At 62.7% G+C, this 16,183-nt stretch carries 17 protein-coding genes; 11 read left to right on the forward strand and 6 right to left on the reverse strand.

Annotated features, from left to right (window positions below):
- Position 1 precedes the first annotated feature (1 nt).
- A complete protein-coding gene (locus ABFB52_RS19740) occupies positions 2-442 on the reverse strand; it encodes a carboxymuconolactone decarboxylase family protein (protein ID WP_129974225.1) in 441 nt (146 codons plus the stop codon).
- A gap of 240 nt (positions 443-682) precedes the next feature.
- Between ABFB52_RS19740 and ABFB52_RS19745 the strand changes: the two genes are divergently transcribed.
- From ABFB52_RS19745 to ABFB52_RS19760, 4 genes are all read left to right on the forward strand, one after another.
- Positions 683-1,189, forward strand: a complete 507-nt coding sequence (locus tag ABFB52_RS19745; RefSeq protein ID WP_129974224.1) for a sigma-70 family RNA polymerase sigma factor — start codon at positions 683-685, stop codon at positions 1,187-1,189.
- Positions 1,189-2,148 carry a FecR domain-containing protein gene (locus ABFB52_RS19750; protein ID WP_129974223.1) on the forward strand — a complete coding sequence of 320 codons (960 nt, stop codon included), beginning with the start codon at positions 1,189-1,191 and terminating at the stop codon, positions 2,146-2,148. Before ABFB52_RS19745 ends, ABFB52_RS19750 begins: the two co-directional genes overlap by 1 nt.
- 99 nt (positions 2,149-2,247) lie before the next feature.
- The gene (locus ABFB52_RS19755; RefSeq protein ID WP_129974222.1) at positions 2,248-4,677 is read left to right on the forward strand and encodes a TonB-dependent receptor; all 2,430 of its coding nucleotides are present in this window, start codon (positions 2,248-2,250) and stop codon (positions 4,675-4,677) included.
- Between the two features lie 78 nt (positions 4,678-4,755).
- Entirely contained in the window at positions 4,756-5,046 is a 291-nt protein-coding gene (locus ABFB52_RS19760; RefSeq protein ID WP_102688574.1) for a hypothetical protein, read from the forward strand.
- 60 nt (positions 5,047-5,106) lie between these two features.
- Here ABFB52_RS19760 and ABFB52_RS19765 read toward each other — a convergent pair whose 3' ends face one another.
- The 3 genes from ABFB52_RS19765 to ABFB52_RS19775 all read right to left on the reverse strand — a co-directional run bounded on the left by ABFB52_RS19765 (position 5,107) and on the right by ABFB52_RS19775 (position 8,359).
- Positions 5,107-6,678: a GGDEF domain-containing protein gene (locus ABFB52_RS19765; RefSeq protein ID WP_129974221.1), complete on the reverse strand. Its 1,572-nt coding sequence runs from the start codon at positions 6,676-6,678 to the stop codon at positions 5,107-5,109.
- A gap of 187 nt (positions 6,679-6,865) precedes the next feature.
- A complete protein-coding gene (locus ABFB52_RS19770) occupies positions 6,866-7,639 on the reverse strand; it encodes an aldolase (RefSeq protein WP_129974220.1) in 774 nt (257 codons plus the stop codon).
- A 12-nt stretch (positions 7,640-7,651) separates the two neighbouring features.
- Positions 7,652-8,359: a haloacid dehalogenase type II gene (locus ABFB52_RS19775; protein ID WP_129974219.1), complete on the reverse strand. Its 708-nt coding sequence runs from the start codon at positions 8,357-8,359 to the stop codon at positions 7,652-7,654.
- A 109-nt stretch (positions 8,360-8,468) separates the two neighbouring features.
- On the opposite strand from ABFB52_RS19775, the gene ABFB52_RS19780 reads away from it, so the two are divergent.
- Complete coding sequence (locus ABFB52_RS19780; protein WP_240869106.1) at positions 8,469-9,326, forward strand: LysR substrate-binding domain-containing protein; 858 nt, start codon at positions 8,469-8,471, stop codon at positions 9,324-9,326.
- 22 nt (positions 9,327-9,348) lie between these two features.
- Here the strand turns inward: ABFB52_RS19780 and ABFB52_RS19785 are convergent, their stop codons facing one another.
- Both ABFB52_RS19785 and ABFB52_RS19790 read right to left on the reverse strand, forming a co-directional pair.
- Positions 9,349-9,945 carry a hypothetical protein gene (locus tag ABFB52_RS19785; RefSeq protein WP_256656695.1) on the reverse strand — a complete coding sequence of 199 codons (597 nt, stop codon included), beginning with the start codon at positions 9,943-9,945 and terminating at the stop codon, positions 9,349-9,351.
- A 137-nt stretch (positions 9,946-10,082) separates the two neighbouring features.
- Positions 10,083-10,742, reverse strand: a complete 660-nt coding sequence (locus tag ABFB52_RS19790) for a ribonuclease T2 (RefSeq protein ID WP_011335138.1) — start codon at positions 10,740-10,742, stop codon at positions 10,083-10,085.
- A 165-nt stretch (positions 10,743-10,907) separates the two neighbouring features.
- Here ABFB52_RS19790 and ABFB52_RS19795 point away from each other — a divergent pair, with 165 nt between their 5' ends.
- From ABFB52_RS19795 to ABFB52_RS19820, 6 genes are all read left to right on the forward strand, one after another.
- Complete coding sequence (locus tag ABFB52_RS19795) at positions 10,908-11,390, forward strand: hypothetical protein (RefSeq protein WP_129974271.1); 483 nt, start codon at positions 10,908-10,910, stop codon at positions 11,388-11,390.
- A 96-nt stretch (positions 11,391-11,486) separates the two neighbouring features.
- Positions 11,487-13,190: a copper resistance system multicopper oxidase gene (locus ABFB52_RS19800; protein WP_129974272.1), complete on the forward strand. Its 1,704-nt coding sequence runs from the start codon at positions 11,487-11,489 to the stop codon at positions 13,188-13,190.
- An 11-nt stretch (positions 13,191-13,201) separates the two neighbouring features.
- Positions 13,202-14,059 (forward strand): copper resistance protein B, encoded by an 858-nt coding sequence (locus ABFB52_RS19805; RefSeq protein WP_129974273.1) that lies wholly within the window; start codon positions 13,202-13,204, stop codon positions 14,057-14,059.
- A gap of 31 nt (positions 14,060-14,090) precedes the next feature.
- A complete protein-coding gene (gene copC / locus ABFB52_RS19810) occupies positions 14,091-14,465 on the forward strand; it encodes a copper homeostasis periplasmic binding protein CopC (protein ID WP_129974274.1) in 375 nt (124 codons plus the stop codon).
- Positions 14,466-14,468: 3 nt separating this feature from the next.
- Positions 14,469-15,332 (forward strand): copper homeostasis membrane protein CopD, encoded by an 864-nt coding sequence (copD, locus tag ABFB52_RS19815; RefSeq protein WP_129974275.1) that lies wholly within the window; start codon positions 14,469-14,471, stop codon positions 15,330-15,332.
- Positions 15,333-15,391: 59 nt separating this feature from the next.
- Positions 15,392-16,183 carry a transporter substrate-binding domain-containing protein gene (locus ABFB52_RS19820; protein ID WP_178082645.1) on the forward strand — a complete coding sequence of 264 codons (792 nt, stop codon included), beginning with the start codon at positions 15,392-15,394 and terminating at the stop codon, positions 16,181-16,183.

Raw genomic sequence — 16,183 nt, forward strand, 5'->3', positions numbered from 1 at the left:
ATCAGGCCTGTGGGGTTTTACGGAAGCCCACGCCCAGACGGTTCCAGCTGTTGATGGTGCTGATCGCGACCGTCAGGTCGACCATTTCCTGGGGCGAGAACTGCGCAGCGACAACTTCGTAGTCTTCGTCCGGGGCGTGGGTCAGGCTCAGTTGGGTCAGGGATTCGGTCCACAGCAGCGCGGCGCGTTCACGTTCGGTGAAGAACGGCGCTTCACGCCATGCGGTCACGGCGAACAACCGGCGCGGGGTTTCGCCGCCCTTGATCGCGTCGGCGGTGTGCATGTCGATGCAGAACGCGCAGCCGTTGATCTGCGAAGCGCGCAGCTTGACCAGTTCGATCAGGGTCTTTTCCAGCGGCAGTTTCGAGACGGCGGTTTCCAGGGCAATCATCGCTTTCAGGGCATCGGGGGACGCGGTGTAGAAATCGATACGAGGTTTCATCGGGGATCTCCGGGGCAAGTGAATGTGGGGCTACGTTAGTCCCGGCGCCCGGACCGGCAAATAGCCAATCTCCCGGAAGATGGGTAGGCCACTGCGTTGGTGTCAGAAAAGAAAGTGTGAAAGGACAATTGCCATCACTCGTTGCGCGCCACTAGAATGCGATCAATTCTTAATTGCACCCTAATCGCACTCTCGAATGCATCTCTGGCAACGGACGCCCGAAACGAGTACCTGCCCTCCATGTCGTCCCTCGATCAGCCGTTGAATCAGCAAGTCCAGACGCTCTACAGCGAACACCACGGGTGGCTGCAGGGCTGGCTTCAACGCAAGCTGGGCAACCGCTGCGATGCGGCCGACCTGGCGCACGACACATTTTTGCGCCTGCTCACCCGTCAGGTGATCAAGCCGTTGGGCAGCGAGCCCCGGGCGCTGTTGACGCACATCGCCAAAGGTCTGGTGATCGACCGCTGGCGGCGCCAGGACCTGGAGCGCGCGTATCTCGAAACCATCGCGCACCTGCCCGCCGCCGAAGTGCCGTCGCCGGAAACCCGCTACCTGATTCTCGAAACCCTGTGGCGCATCGAAGCGCTGCTGCGCGAACTGCCGGAACAGACCCGCGAGACCTTCCTGCTGTCGCAGATCGAAGGCCTGACCTACGCGCAGATCGCCACACGCCTGGGGGTTTCGCTGATCACCGTCAAACGGCACATGCGTGCCGCGTTCATTGCCTGCCTGAGTGTCGCCTGATGAATTCGTCGATGATCAACCCGCAGATTCTCGGCGAAGCCGCCGACTGGCTGGTGCAACTGCATTCCGGCACCGCCACCCCGTCCGACCATCAGGCCATCGCCCAATGGCGCAGCCGCAGCGCCGAGCACGCCATGGCCTGGCAACGGGCCGAAGCGCTGTTGGGGGATTTACGCAGCGTGCCGGCCAACGTCGCGATCCAGACCTTGAAACGCGCGTCCCGCAAAGAAGGCCTGAGCCGTCGTCAGACCCTTACCCGCCTCGGCCTGCTGTTGATGGCCGGGCCGCTGGGCATCGCCTCGCAGCATGTACCGTGGCAGCAATGGACCGCCGACCAGCGCACCGCCGTCGGCGAACAAAAGAACCTGCAATTGCCGGACGGCACCCAACTGGTGCTCAACACCGACAGCGCCGTGGACATCGCTTTCAGCCCGGTGGAGCGTCGCGTCCTGCTGCTCAACGGCGAAGTGCTGATCAACACCGCCGCAGACGCCAGCGCCCGTCCGTTCATTGTCGAAACCCCGCAGGGTGTGGCCCGCGCGCTGGGCACGCGATTCTGCGTGCGCACCGAGGGTTCGCGCAGTCAGGTGTCGGTGCTTGAAGGCCAGGTTCAGATCACCCCGCAACTGCTCAAGCACAGTGCGATTCTCCAGGCCGGTGAGCGTCAGCGCTTCAAACTCAACAGCTTCGACAGCGCCGAAACCTTCGACACCGCGTCCCTGGCCTGGGACAAAGGCATGCTGCTGGCCAGCAACATGCGTCTGGACGAATTGCTCGGAGAGCTGAGCCGCTATCGCCGGGGCGTGCTGCGCTGTCATTCGGACGTGGCGGCGATGCGCGTGTCCGGGGCGTTTTCCCTGCGCGACACCGACGCCAGCCTGCGTTTGCTCAGCGATACCCTGCCGCTGAACATCAACAGCCTGACCCGCTATTGGCTGTCGGTGGAACCGCGTGTCTGAGCCCTCGGAAAATATTTTCCGTATTCACTGATACCTTTTCGCGTCTCGTCCGGTGAGTGGATAGACCTTTCAATTCCACGCCCCCGACAGGAACACCGAATGACCGCAATGCCATCGCCCCGCCCCGCCACGTTTGCGCTCAAGGCCCTGAACCTGAGCCTGGCCCTGGCCTTCAGCGCACTGCTGCCGAGCGCCGCCCACGCCGCCGACAGCGTCAGTGAAAGCGCCAGCCGCACCGTCAACATCGGCCCCGGCCTGCTCAGCCATGTGCTGGCGCAATTTGCGGTCAGCGTCGGCGTGCCGCTGTCGTTCGATCCGGCGCAACTGGGCAATCGCCAGAGCCCCGGCCTGCAAGGCAGTTACACCGCGCAGAGCGGTTTTGCCCGGTTGCTGGAAGGCAGCGGTTTCGAGCTGATCAGCACCGGCCACAACGGTTACACCGTGGCCCCGAAAGTCGCGGCGGACGGCGCGCTGGAACTGGGCGCCACCAACGTCAGCGCCCTGCGCGACGACAGCGGCGATACCTACGGCGGCGAACAGGTCGCGCGGCGCGCGCAGATCGGCATGCTCGGCAACCAGGAGGTCAACGACCTGCCCTTCAGCGTCACCAGCTACACCGCCAAGACCATGGCCGACCAACAGGCCCAGACCGTTGGCGATGTGTTGCTCAACGATGCCTCGGTGCGCCAGTCCAACGGCTTCGGCAACTTCTCGCAGATGTTCATGATCCGCGGCCTGCCGCTGGCCTCCGATGACATTTCCTATAACGGTCTCTATGGCGTGCTGCCCCGGCAGATCATTGCCGTCGAAGCGCTGGACCGGGTCGAACTGTTCAAGGGCCCGAACGCCTTCGTCAACGGCGTGACCCCGAGCGGCAGCGGCATCGGGGGCGGGATCAACCTGCAACCCAAACGCGCGATGGACACGCCGACCCGCAGCGTCACCCTCGATTACAGCGCCGACGGTCGGGTCGGCGGGCATCTGGATCTGGGCCAGCGTTTTGGCGAGGACAACCGCTTCGGCGCGCGGGTCAACCTGATGCAGCGCGAAGGCGATACTGCCGTCGATGACGAAGACCAGCGCTCGTCGCTGTTCAGCGTCGGCCTGGATTATCGCGGCGATCGCCTGCGGGTCTCGACCGATTTCGGCTATCAGAAGCAGGTCATCAACCAGGGCCGCTCGGTGGTCTATGTCGATTCGAACCTGACAAAAGCCCCCAAGGTGCCGCACGCCAACGCCAGCTACGCCCAGAGCTGGAGCTATTCGCAACTCGAAGACACCTTCGGCATGGCCCGCGCCGAATATGACCTGAACGACAACTGGACCGCCTATGTGTCCGGCGGCGCCAAGCACACCCGCGAGAACGGGGTTTATTCGTCGCTGACCGTTACCGACCTCAACGGCAACGCCCGTGGCGGCATGCTCTATTCACCCCACGACGAGGACAACCAGAGCGCCATGGCCGGGCTCAACGGCCGCTTCGACACCGGCCCCGTCACGCACCAGTTGAACCTCGGCTGGGCGGGCATCTGGGGCGAGCAGCGCTCGGCGTTCGAAACCATTGGCACCGCCGGGCGCTACAGCACCAACCTGTACAACGTCACCGACAAACCGCGCCCAGCACCTACCTCGTTTGCCAGCGACATCAACGACCCGCGCATCACCGGCAAGAACATCCTGCGCAGCGAGGCGATTTCCGACACCCTCGGCTTCGTCGATGACCGCATCCTGCTGACCCTCGGCGTGCGTCGCCAGGCACTGAAAGTCGACGGCTGGAGCACCGCCACCGGCGCCCGCACTTCGAGCTATGAAGAGTCGATCACCACCCCGGTCTACGGCCTGGTGATCAAGCCGTGGGAACACGTGTCGTTCTACGCCAACCGCATCGAAGGCCTGGCCAAGGGCCCGACGCCGCCGACCACGGCGGTCAACCGCGACGAAACCTTCGCCCCGGTGCGCAGCAAGCAGATCGAGGCCGGCGTGCGCCTGGACATGGGCAGCTACGGCGCCAACCTCGGCGTCTATCGCATCGAGCAACCGTCGAGCTACACCCAGGACGGAATCTTCCGGGTCGACGGCCAGCAGACCAACAAAGGCGTGGAACTCAACGTCTACGGCGAACCGCTCGACGGCCTGCGCCTGCTCAGCGGCGCAACCGTGATGAAGACTGAACTGGAAGGCAGCAGCAACGGCGTGAATGACGGCAACCGCGCCGTCGGGGTGCCGCGCTTCCAGTTCAACCTCGGCGCCGACTGGGACATTCCGGGGCTCGAAGGCGCCGCCCTCAGCGCGCGGATGTTGCGCACCGGCGGCCAGTACCTGAACGCCGCGAACACCCAGAGCATTCCGGCGTGGAACCGCTTCGATCTGGGCTCGCGTTATGCCTTCAAACTGGATGAAAAGCAGATCACCCTGCGGGCCAATCTGGAGAACGTCGCCAACGAAGCCTATTGGGCCTCGGCCAACGGCGGTTACCTGACCCAGGGCACGCCGCGTACGCTGAAGGTTTCGGCCACCGTGGACTTCTGACCGCTCGTCATCCGGCCGGCACCAAGGGTTCGGCGCGTCTGACCAATATCAGGTAAATCCCCTTTCCGGAGACAGACCATGATGACGCGCAAACTCACCTCGCTGTTGTTGATCGGCCTGCTGGCCACAGGCTCAGCCGCGACATTCGCCGCCAACGACGGCGCCGATGCCACGGGCACCAAATCCGGCTCCACCAGTGGTTCACAAATGCCGCCCGACAACACGCCGGGCTCGCCGTCCGGCGGCAGCGGCGCGGGGGGCGGCACCGGCACCAACGGCGGCGCCAGCGGTTCGGGTTCGGGAGCGGGAGGTGGCACCGGTTCGGCCGGTGGCGGCACGGGCGGTGCCGGCGGTGGCACTGGCGGCTGAACGAACAAGAGCAGGCCGTGGTAAACGCCATGGCCTGTGTCTGAACCCTACCGTTTTTTGTCAGCGATCCGAACGTAGCAATTCGCCGAAACCGACGTCCATCGACAACACGGCCGCGCGATTGCGGCCGGCGTTCTTGGCCTGATACAGCGCTGCATCCGCGCGCTGGATGAACAGCTCCGGGCTGTCGTTGCCCAGCGGAATAAATGCATAGCAACCCAGGCTCACCGTCAGATAACCGGTGGGCGAGCCGCTGTGGGTGATGTGTTTGTCCATGACGCTGCGGCGGATCTGCCCGGCAATCGCCAGCGCGCCGTTGATGTCGGTGTCCGGCAGCAACACCGCGAATTCCTCACCGCCATAGCGCACCGCCAGATCGGACTTGCGCTGGCAGCAGTTCTTCACCACCTGCGCGACCTGCGTCAGGCAATGGTCGCCGGCCACGTGGCCGTAGGCATCGTTGTAGCTTTTGAAGAAATCGATATCGAGCATGATCAGGCTGACCGGGCTCGACTGCCGCGCGCCCCGGGCAAACTCCACCTCCAGCGAGCGCTCGAACAGACGCCGGTTGGCCAGCCCGGTCAGACTGTCGTGGGTGGCGATCTGCTCCAGCGTCCGCTGGGCCTTGCGCAGGTTTTTCTCGATCCGCTCGCCATCGCGCACCTGATGAATGAACACCCAGCCAAACAGCCCCACGCCGAGCATCACCAGCGCCACGATCACGCTGGACTGGAACGCCCGGTCATACCAGCCCTGGAGGATCGTGTCCCGGGACGAAGACGCCGCGACCACCAACGGGTAGCTTTCCAGCTGTCGGTAACCATAAAGACGCGTCACACCATCGACCACCGAATCGATCATCGCAGTGCCGGCGGACGCATTGGGCAGCAACTTCTGGTAGATCTCGCCCTTGGCCAGCGAGGTGCCGATAAGGGCCTCGTCGAACGGTCGCCGAGCGAGCAAGGTGCCGTCGGTCAGGCCGAGGAACATGGTGCCGTTGTCGTCCAGGCTGAAGCTTTTGAAGAACTTGTCGAAGTACGACATCTTGATCCCGGCCAGCAACACGCCCTGGAAATTGCCGGCGCGGTCGTTGACCCGTTTCGAGATCGGGATGATCCACTCGCCGTTTTCGCGGCTGCGGATCGCCGGGCCGATGTGCGCCACACCCGACACGTTCTGCTGGTGAAACTTGAAGTACTCGCGATCCGCCACGCCATTGCCGCGCGGCAGATCCGCGAATGAGGTAATCACCCACTGCCCTTCGCGGTCGAACAGAAACATGCCGTGCAACTGCTCGAGTTGCTGCACCCGCCGCGCGAGGGTTTTCTGCAAACGTGGCTTCTGCGCCGCGCCATAACCATCGTCCTGAACCCAGTCGACCAGGCTGGTCAACACCAGATCCGCTGCCAGAAAAGTGTCTTCAGCCTGCTGTGCCATGGCCCGGGTCAGGTTGGCCGACGACACCTGTGCGTTGGCCAGATCCTGGCGCCGCGACTGTTCGATCTGCAAATACAACAGGCCGGACAGGCTCAGACACACAGCCACTATGAACAACACCGCCGCCTTGCGCAGGGGCAAACGCTTGAGGGTGCCGCCGGGGGCTTGGTTCGGATCGTGAATGGGGATAGGCAAAAGCGTGTCCTGGGCAGGTACGACAGGGGCAAAAGCCCGAAACCCTTGTTTTCGTGAGCGTAGCCCACCGGGTTGTGTGGGGCAACCAAGTGCCCCCGCTACGATCCCGACCCAGTTGCTATCGGCGCGCAGGGCAATTGGATGACCTGCGGCGCGAATTATTTTTGCCTGCCCGTTTTCCTCGCTTTTACCCCAGGCTCGCCAACCGCCGCATCGCACTGTGCAGATGCGCCCGCGCACTTTCCGGATCGCCCTCGCGCATCTGCTCGTACGCCCGTTGCGCCACCGCGTGCGGTACCGGTTTCAACACCCGTTGCGTGGCCATTGCCAATAGTTGCACTCTCGCGGCACGTTCCAGGTAATACAGGTCGTCCCAGGCTTCGGCGATGGTCGGCGCCGCGACAATCACCCCGTGATTTTTCAGGAACAGAATGTCGGCCTCGCCCATCACCCCGGCAATCCGGTCGCCTTCGCGCTCATCCAGCGCCAGCCCGTTGTAATGCTCGTCCACTGCCGTGCGCCCGTAGAACTTCAGCGCGGTCTGACTCAGCCATAACAGCGGTGGCCCCTCCAGCAGGCACAACGCCGTCGCGTTCGGCATGTGGGTATGGAACGCGACCTTCACTCGGGGCAGCCGATGGTGCAGGCGCGCGTGAATATAGAAAGCGGTCGCTTCCGGCTGACCCTCGCCGTCCACCACGTTGCCGGCGAAGTCGCAGATCAGCAGGTTGTGCGCGGTCACTTCGGAAAACGCATGGCCGTACGGATTGACCAGAAACAGGTCATCGTGGCCCGGCAACATCGCCGAAAAGTGATTACAGATCCCCTCCTCCAGCCCGTGCAGCGCCGCCAGTTGAAAGCACGCCGCCAGCTCTTGGCGAGCACTGATGATGGCTTCGCTGTCGAGGTTCAACGAGGCGCAACGCGTGGGTCGGGCGCTGCCGGTCAGGGTATGGGCCATGGCGAAACTCCTTTATGACCAGCCAAGGGACGCGAACAGCGGCAGCACTTCGTCCAGCGTGTTGAGGATCGCGTCGGGCCGATAGTCCGGCAGCAACTGACGACCGGTCCCTCGATCGATCCATACACAGCGAAAATGCATGTCGCGGGCCGCCGTGTGATCGAGCATCGGGCTGGCGCAGATGTGCACCACCTGATCGCGGCTGACGCCCAATTGCTCATGAGCGTAGTCGAACAGCCGCGGCGCCGGTTTGTAGGCGCCGGCCTGTTGCGCGGTGATCACCCGGTCGATGTGGCCACCGAGTTGAGCGACGTTGCCGGCGATGATGTCGTCATCGGTGTTGGAGACGATGCACAGCTTGAAACCCTTGGCCTTGAGCTGCGCGAGGGTCTCGACGACTTCGGGAAACGGCGGCATCTGCGGAATCGCGGCGGCCAGGCGCTGACTGTCTTCGCTGGCACTCGCCAGGCCCAGTTCTTCCAGGGCCAGTTGCAGGCCGAGAGTGCTGAGTTCGCGAAACGAGCGGTGCGGTGGCGTCTGTTCCAGGCGATGTTCGTGGCGGTCATAAACCTCGATCAGGCGCCCGGCGTCGACCCGGTGTTCGCCCTTCTCGCTCAGGATCCGCCCAGCCACGGCGCGCAGGCCTTCGTCCCATTGAATCAAGGTGCCGTAGCAATCGAATGTCAGCCATTGCGGGCGCGGTGTGTTGATCAAGGTCATGGGGAATTCCTCTGCAAGTGAGGGCTTCAGCTTATGAACTCGGGGTGATAGTGTGAAATTAAATAAATAGCCGACCGTCAGTTGCCAAACAAATATCGAGGCCGCCGCCATGCTGGATCTGGAACTGCTGAAAACCTTCGTCTGCGTGGTCGATGAAGGCAGCTTCACCCGCGCCGCCGAACGCGTCCACCGCACCCAATCCACGGTCAGCCAACAGGTACGCAAACTCGAAGACCTGGTCGGCCACGCGCTGCTGTTGCGCGACCGCACCGGGCTGAACGTCAGCGTCACCGAGCACGGCGAACTGCTGATTCATTACGCCCGCCGCCTGCTGGCCTTGTCGGCCGAGGCCAGCGAAGCCCTGGCCAGCGATCTGGATCTGGAAATCCTGCGCATCGGCATGCCGGAAGACTTCGACGCCCGACGCATGGCGCTGATCCTCGCCGGCTTCACCCGCAGCCACCCGCAAGCGCGACTGGAAACCGTCAGCGGCATGAGCCTCGACCTGCGCCAACGCCTCGACAGCGGCGAAATCGACATCGCCCTGATCAAACGCGAACCCGACAGCGGCCCCGCCTGGGCGACCTGGCCGGAAAGACTGGTGTGGGTCAAAGGCGTGGAGTTCGATTCTTCCGGAGGCGTGTTGCCGCTGGCGCTGTTTCCCCAAGGCTGCCTGTACCGGCAACGGGCGATTCGCCTGCTCGACGTGGCGCAACGCCCCTGGCGGGTGGCCTTCGGCAGCCACAGTCTGACCGGCATTCAAGCGGCGGTGGCCTCAGGGCTCGGCGTTTCGGTGCTGCCGGCGTCGGCGGTGTTGCCGGAGCATCGGGTGTGCACGGACTTGCCGCCATTGCCGCCGACGGAGCTGGCGCTGGTCAGCCGCGAAGGGGTGTTGAGTGGATTGCAGCGGGGTTTGGTGGAGTTTCTGCGGGGGGAATTGGGGGTGGATGCGGGGGGATTTGCTTGATCCCCCCCGAATGGCGCTGAACTCAGGGCTTGTTGACTTCGCGCAGCAGGTCGGCGACCGGGAGGTTCATGGTGTTTGAGTAGTAGGGTTTGTAGCCCCAGGCGGTAATGACGACTTTGCAGGGGACCTGGAGCTTTCCGGACAACAGGCCATTCAACTCCTGAATTGAAAGAAATTCCTGAGTTGAACCGTTATTTACGGTTTGCCTTAAAGTTGCACTCGTCACGTAGTTGTATTTCCCGCCGGCTTTGTTGGTCTCATCTACATCAATCAGTCCGTACGCCGAATATCTGAATCGGTTAGTGATAGAGAAGTCCTGATCGTCACCCAGTGCACACTCCAACATTGTCGAAGCGGCGCCTTCCCTCATTCCTCTCCCAAACAGATCCAAAAGGTTTACATCAGAGGCGTAGTAAATTTCGTAATACAGGCTGCTGGGTTCTCTCTCTATCGTCAGAAAATTGAGATTTGCAGGCTGGACCGTATGGTTTTTAGCGCAGGCTGAACACAAGATGGTCAATAGAAGAAGCAATAAGGTTTTCTTACCGCTGCTGGTGCCATGCCCCGGCAATGGGCAAGCCGTCGGGTCGGTCACTCGGGCAGCGGGTTTTCCGCTCATGAAAAGCTCCTTGCAGTATCGCGTCATCATCCATGGGGCGCGCAGCATGAACAAAGTCCTTCCATTGATCAAACCCGATTGCAAAAAAACAGGCGCCTGAAAAGGCGCCTGTTTTTTATGGCCAGTAACCGATTGCGTTATCGCGATGGCGGCACCCGGATATCCCCCGCCCGGCACTGGGTTTTCACGCCCTTGCCGCAGGCGCCGAATTGCAGGTCCTTGCCCATGCACACGCGCACTTCCGAGAGTTCCGGGCCGTTGCAGATCACGGCGATGCCGTCTGACGGGATGCCCGGATTGCTCCTGCGGAACAGGTCGGCAATTTCCTGCGCTTCGAAGTAATAAGAGCTACTGAACGGTTGCAACTCTTGCGGGATTTTCACCGCGCCCACCGCTTTGTCCGCTTCGTCCAGATAGCCCATCGCGCCGAGGCCGCTGCAAGTGCCGTGCTTGCTCCATTCGTGATCGAGCAGTTTTTTGGTCGGGAACAGCGTCAGGCCTTTGGCCGTTTCGGCGGCCGACAGGTTAGTCAGCGGCGGGCAGGACTCCGGCCAGCCGCCCTTGGCGTATTGCGGCCAGAGGCCATGCAGGACAAAACCGTAACCCTTGCCGGTGCATTGCGGGTCGTCCTTGTGGGTCAGGCAAAAGGTCGGCGACCAGGACAACGTCAGCAAGTAGTAATCGAATACCCCCGCCACCGATTCCGCCTTGCTGGCGGACGACTGGCGTGCCGAACTCAGGCCGATGCTACCGACCGTCAGCGCAATCAGCGCCATAATTGTAAAAAGCTTTTTCATGTTCCCGTTCCTTGGGACGCGTGCGTCCGTGGTTTCTGTGGTCTGACCATCACTTGGCCAGACGCTGATTGAGTCATGCCCGTGTTGCAAGCGCATGACGCAGGGCAAAACCTGCATTACTTTGAAAGGACTACGATGATGTTGAAATCACCACAGGGAACCGACATGAGTAAAGCAGACGAACTCGCCGCGAAACTCAAACAAACCCGGCACACCCATGCTGACGAAATCACCTGCGCCGAACTGGAGATAGATTGCTGGCCGGCTCAGGTCTACACCTTGTATCACCGAATCGAAGGCTGGTTGCAACCGGTCACCGAGGTAGGCCTGAAGATTCGGCGAAATCCTACCCATGTTTGCGAAAGTTCACCGGACGGCGAGACCCACGACTACGCCATCGACCAGTTGATCATCGAAGCCAACCACCACAGCCTGACATTCGACCCCATCGCCCGCTTCACCGAAGACGGCGCAGGGCGCGTGCAAATCGTCCTGCCGGGGCGCGAAGCATCGCTGCTGCGCACGGTCGATGAGCACGGCGAAAGCCATTGGTGGTTGCAGACGCTCGAGACCGGGCAACAGCTGGATGCGATTGCGTTGACGGAAAACAACCTGCTGTTGGTAGTCCAGGAAGGGCTCGGTCTGTAGGTTGAACCTGACACAACTGTAATCCGCGCCTCAGCCAGCTGAAAGCTGCCGCTGGTTAGCCTCCCCCGTCATTAGTCAATCGGGGACTTCCAGCGCATGCCTTCCACCACCTCAAGACGCACCTTCGTCAAAGGCCTCGCCGCCAGCGGTCTGCTCGGCGGCCTCGGCCTGTGGCGCACGCCGGTCTGGGCCTTGAATAGCCCCGGCCAGGTCAACGAGTTAAGCGGCACCGACTTCGAGCTGTTCATCGGCGAAACCCCGGTCAACTTCACCGGCCAGCACCGCACCGCCCAGACCATCAACGGCAGCCTGCCCGGCCCGCTGCTGCGCTGGCGCGAAGGCGATACCGTGACGCTGCGGGTGCGCAACCGGCTCAAGGACAGCACCTCGATCCACTGGCACGGCATTCTGCTGCCGGCCAACATGGACGGCGTGCCGGGCCTGAGTTTCAAGGGCATCGAGCCGGGTGGCGTTTACGTCTATCAGTTCAAGGTCCGCCAGCACGGCACCTACTGGTATCACAGCCATTCCGGCTTGCAGGAACAGGCCGGGGTCTACGGGCCGCTGGTGATCGACGCCCGGGAACCGGAGCCGTTCCAGTACGACCGCGACTACGTGGTGATGCTCAGCGACTGGACCGACGAAGACCCGGCCAGCCTGATGAAGACCCTGAAAAAGCAGTCCGACTACTACAACTTCCACAAGCGCACCGTCGGCGACTTCATCCACGACGTCGGCGAAAAAGGCTGGGGCGCCACCGTCGCCGATCGCACGATGTGGGCGCAGATGAACATGAATCCCACCGACATCGCCGACGTCAGCGGCGCCACGTACACCTTCCTGATGAACGGCCACGCCCCGGATACCAACTGGACCGGCCTGTTCCGTCCCGGCGAAAAGCTGCGTCTGCGGCTGATCAACGGTTCGGCCATGACCTACTTCGACGTGCGCATCCCCGGCTTGAAAATGACCGTGGTCGCCGCCGACGGCCTGCACGTCAAACCGGTCAACGTCGACGAGTTGCGCATCGCCGTGGCGGAAACCTATGACGTGATCGTCGAACCCGCCGCCGACGCCTATACCCTGTTCGCCCAGGCCATGGACCGCACCGGTTACGCCCGAGGCACCCTCGCCACCCGCGCCGGTTTGTCGGCCCCGGTGCCGGCGCTTGATCCGCGACCGCTGGTGACCATGGACGACATGGGTATGGGCGGCATGGATCATGGTTCGATGGACATGAGCGGCATGGATCACTCGAGCATGAACATGGGCCCGATGCAGTCGCACCCCGACAGCGAAAAGGACAACCCGCTGGTAGACATGCAAGCCATGACCACCGCGCCGAAACTCGACGACCCCGGCCTCGGCCTGCGCAACAACGGTCGCCGCGTGCTGACCTACGCCGACCTGCGCAGCACCTTCGAAGACCCGGACGGCCGCGACCCGAGCCGCACCCTCGAGCTGCACCTCACCGGCCACATGGAGAAATTCGCCTGGTCGTTCAACGGCATCAAGTTCTCCGACGCCGAGCCTCTGCTGTTGAAGTACGGCGAGCGGATCCGCCTGGTGCTGGTCAACGACACGATGATGACCCACCCCATTCATCTGCACGGCATGTGGAGCGATCTGGAAGACGAAAACGGCGATTTCCAGGTGCGTAAACACACCATCGACATGCCGCCCGGCACGCGCCGCAGTTATCGCGTGACTGCCGATGCGCTTGGCCGTTGGGCCTATCACTGCCATCTCCTGTACCACATGGAAATGGGCATGTTCCGCGAAGTGCGGGTGGAAGAATGAGGACGCCGACCATGACCCGATTTGCCGCGTTTTCGTTGTCGCTCCTGTCGATGGCTCCGGCATTCGCCGCCAGCGACATGCAGGGCATGGATCACAGCCAGATGGGCGATATGCAAAGCATGGACGACGGCATGATGCAGCCCGCCGCGCCGACCGAAAGCCGCACACCGATCCCGGCACTGACCGACGCCGACCGCGCCGCCGTGTTCACCAGCCACGCCGGGCATCAGGTGCACGACAGCGCCATCAACACGTACTTCCTCGCCGACAAACTCGAATGGCAGGACGCCGACGATGCCAGCACCCTGGCCTGGGATTTGTCCGGCTGGATCGGCGGCGACATCGATCGGCTGTGGTTGCGCTCCGAGGGCGAGCGCAGCAACGGCAAGACCGAAGACGCGGAAATCCAGGCGCTGTGGGGTCATGCGATTTCACCTTGGTGGGACGTGGTCAGCGGCGTGCGTCAGGACTTCAAACCCGGCGCCCCGCAAACCTGGGCAGCGTTCGGTCTGCAGGGCATGGCGTTGTACAACTTCGAAGCCGAAGCCACGGCGTTCCTCGGCGAAAACGGCCAGAGCGCGGTGCGGCTGGAGGGCGACTACGACATCCTGCTGACCAATCGCCTGATCCTTCAGCCGACCGCCGAACTCAACGTCTACGGCAAAAACGACCCGCAACGCGGGATCGGCTCAGGCCTCGCGAACACCGAAGCCGGGCTGCGCCTGCGCTATGAAATCCGCCGCGAATTCGCGCCCTACATCGGCGTGACCTGGAACCGCACCTACGGCCACACCGCCGATTACGCACGGGAAGAAGGGGAGGATCGCAGCGAAGCGCGACTCGTCCTCGGCGTGCGGCTGTGGTTCTGAATCCCATCAAAAAACAACCCAGAGGTCTTGCATGCGCACATTGAAAATCTCCCTCGTCCTCGCCAGCGGTTTGCTCCTGAGCACCCTGGCCCAGGCCCATCCGAAACTGCTGTCGTCGACCCCGGCCGAAGGTGCCGACGGCGCGGCGCCCGGCAAGATCGAACTGCGGTTTTCGGAGGATCTGCTGACCCAGTTCTCCGGCGCCAAACTGGTGATGACCGAAATGCCCGGCATGGCTCATTCGCCGATGCCGATGAAGGCCAAAGTCAGCGCTGGCGGCGACCCGAAAACCATGCTCGTCACCCCGCTCGCACCGCTACCCGCCGGCACGTACAAGGTCGAATGGCGCGCAGTGTCGTCGGACACGCACCCGATCACCGGCAACGTCACGTTCAAAGTGAAGTGAGCGATGGCTGAACTGATCAACATCCTCCTGCGTCTGGCGCTGTATGTGGATTTGCTGTTGTTGTTCGGACTGGCGTTGTTCGGGCTGTACAGCGTTGACGCGGTGCTGCGGTTTCGGCCGATGCTGCGCGGGATGGCGTTGATCGGGGCGCTACTGTCAGTGGCGGGACTGGTGCTGATGACCCGCGCCATGAGTGGCGAAACTGAGTTCGCGGCGCTGTGGCCGCACCTGCAAATGATGGTGCTGGAAACCGACGTCGGGCTGGCGTGGACGCTGCGGATGATTGCGCTGATCGCCGTGGTGATCTGGCCGGGGTTGTGGCTGACATCGATGGCCGGCGCCGTCGCCCTCGCCTCCCTGGCCTGGAGCGGACACGGGGCGATGGATAACGCGTGGCACCTGCTCAGCGACATCCTGCACCTGCTCGCGGCGGGTGCGTGGCTGGGCGCGATGCTCGCGCTGATCTTGATGGCGCGGCTCGACGCTCTATTAAGCGAAGTGCGCATTCGTTCGCTGGCGGATTCCGTCAAACGCTTCGAAGGAGTCGGCGCGGCGATTGTGCTGATCCTCTCGGTCACCGGCGTGGCGAATTACCTGTTCATCGTCGGCCCGACACTGGGCGAAGTCCTGCTCGGCACCTACGGGATTCTGCTGGCGATCAAGGTTGCGTTGTTTGGGGGCATGCTGGTGCTGGCCGCGTTGAACCGCTTCCACCTCGGGCCGTTGCTCGAGCAATCGTTGCGCGCGGGCCAGCATCAAGTCGCGGCAAACGCCCTTCGCCGCAGCGTGGCATTGGAGCTGGTGATTGCGCTGTTGATCGTGGGACTGGTGGCGTGGCTGGGCACGTTGAGCCCGGAACCGGGGTGACACCCGGCAAACGCATTCACTACACTGGCCTGCACTCCCACTGCACAAGCCCGATCTCCATGACAATTCCAAAAAGCACGATGATCTTCTGCGGCCTGCTGGCCATGGCCGGCGCCGCCCAGGCACAAGAACCGGCCTCGCACCTCGACACCATTCAGCAACAAGGCCAGTTGCGCGTCTGCACCACCGGCGACTACAAGCCCTACACCTTCAAACGCCCGGACGGCGGATTCGAAGGCATCGACATCGCCATGGCGCAATCCCTGGCCGACAGCCTCGGCGTCAAGGTCGAATGGGTGCAGACCACTTGGAAAACCCTGATGCCGGACATGCAGGCCGGAAAATGCGACATCGGCGTCGGCGGCATCTCGGTGACCCTCGAACGCCAGAAAAAAGCCTTCTTCAGCAACACCCTCGACGTCGACGGCAAAATCCCGCTGGTGCGCTGCGCCGACCAGTCCAAATACCAGACCATCGACCAGATCAACCAGCCGAACGTACGCCTGGTCGAACCCGCCGGCGGCACCAACGAAGCCTTCGTCCACGCCTTCCTGCCCAAGGCGCAACTGGCGTTGCACGACAACGTGACCATCTTCGAACAACTGCTCGACAACAAGGCCGACGTGATGATCACCGACGCCTCCGAAGCCCTCTATCAGCAGAAACTCAAACCCGGCCTGTGCGCCGTCAACCCGAGCCAGTTCATGCAATACGGCGAAAAAGCCTACCTGCTGCCGCGCGACGACATCAGCTGGAAACTCTACGTCGACCAGTGGCTGCACCTGAGCAAAGTCACCGGCAAATACCAGAAAGTCCTGAGCGAATGGATCGCCGTACCCGCGGCCCAGTAA

Source organism: Pseudomonas sp. 9.2(2024) (assembly GCF_039695385.1).
In the GTDB taxonomy this organism is placed as follows: domain Bacteria; phylum Pseudomonadota; class Gammaproteobacteria; order Pseudomonadales; family Pseudomonadaceae; genus Aquipseudomonas; species Aquipseudomonas paraglycinae.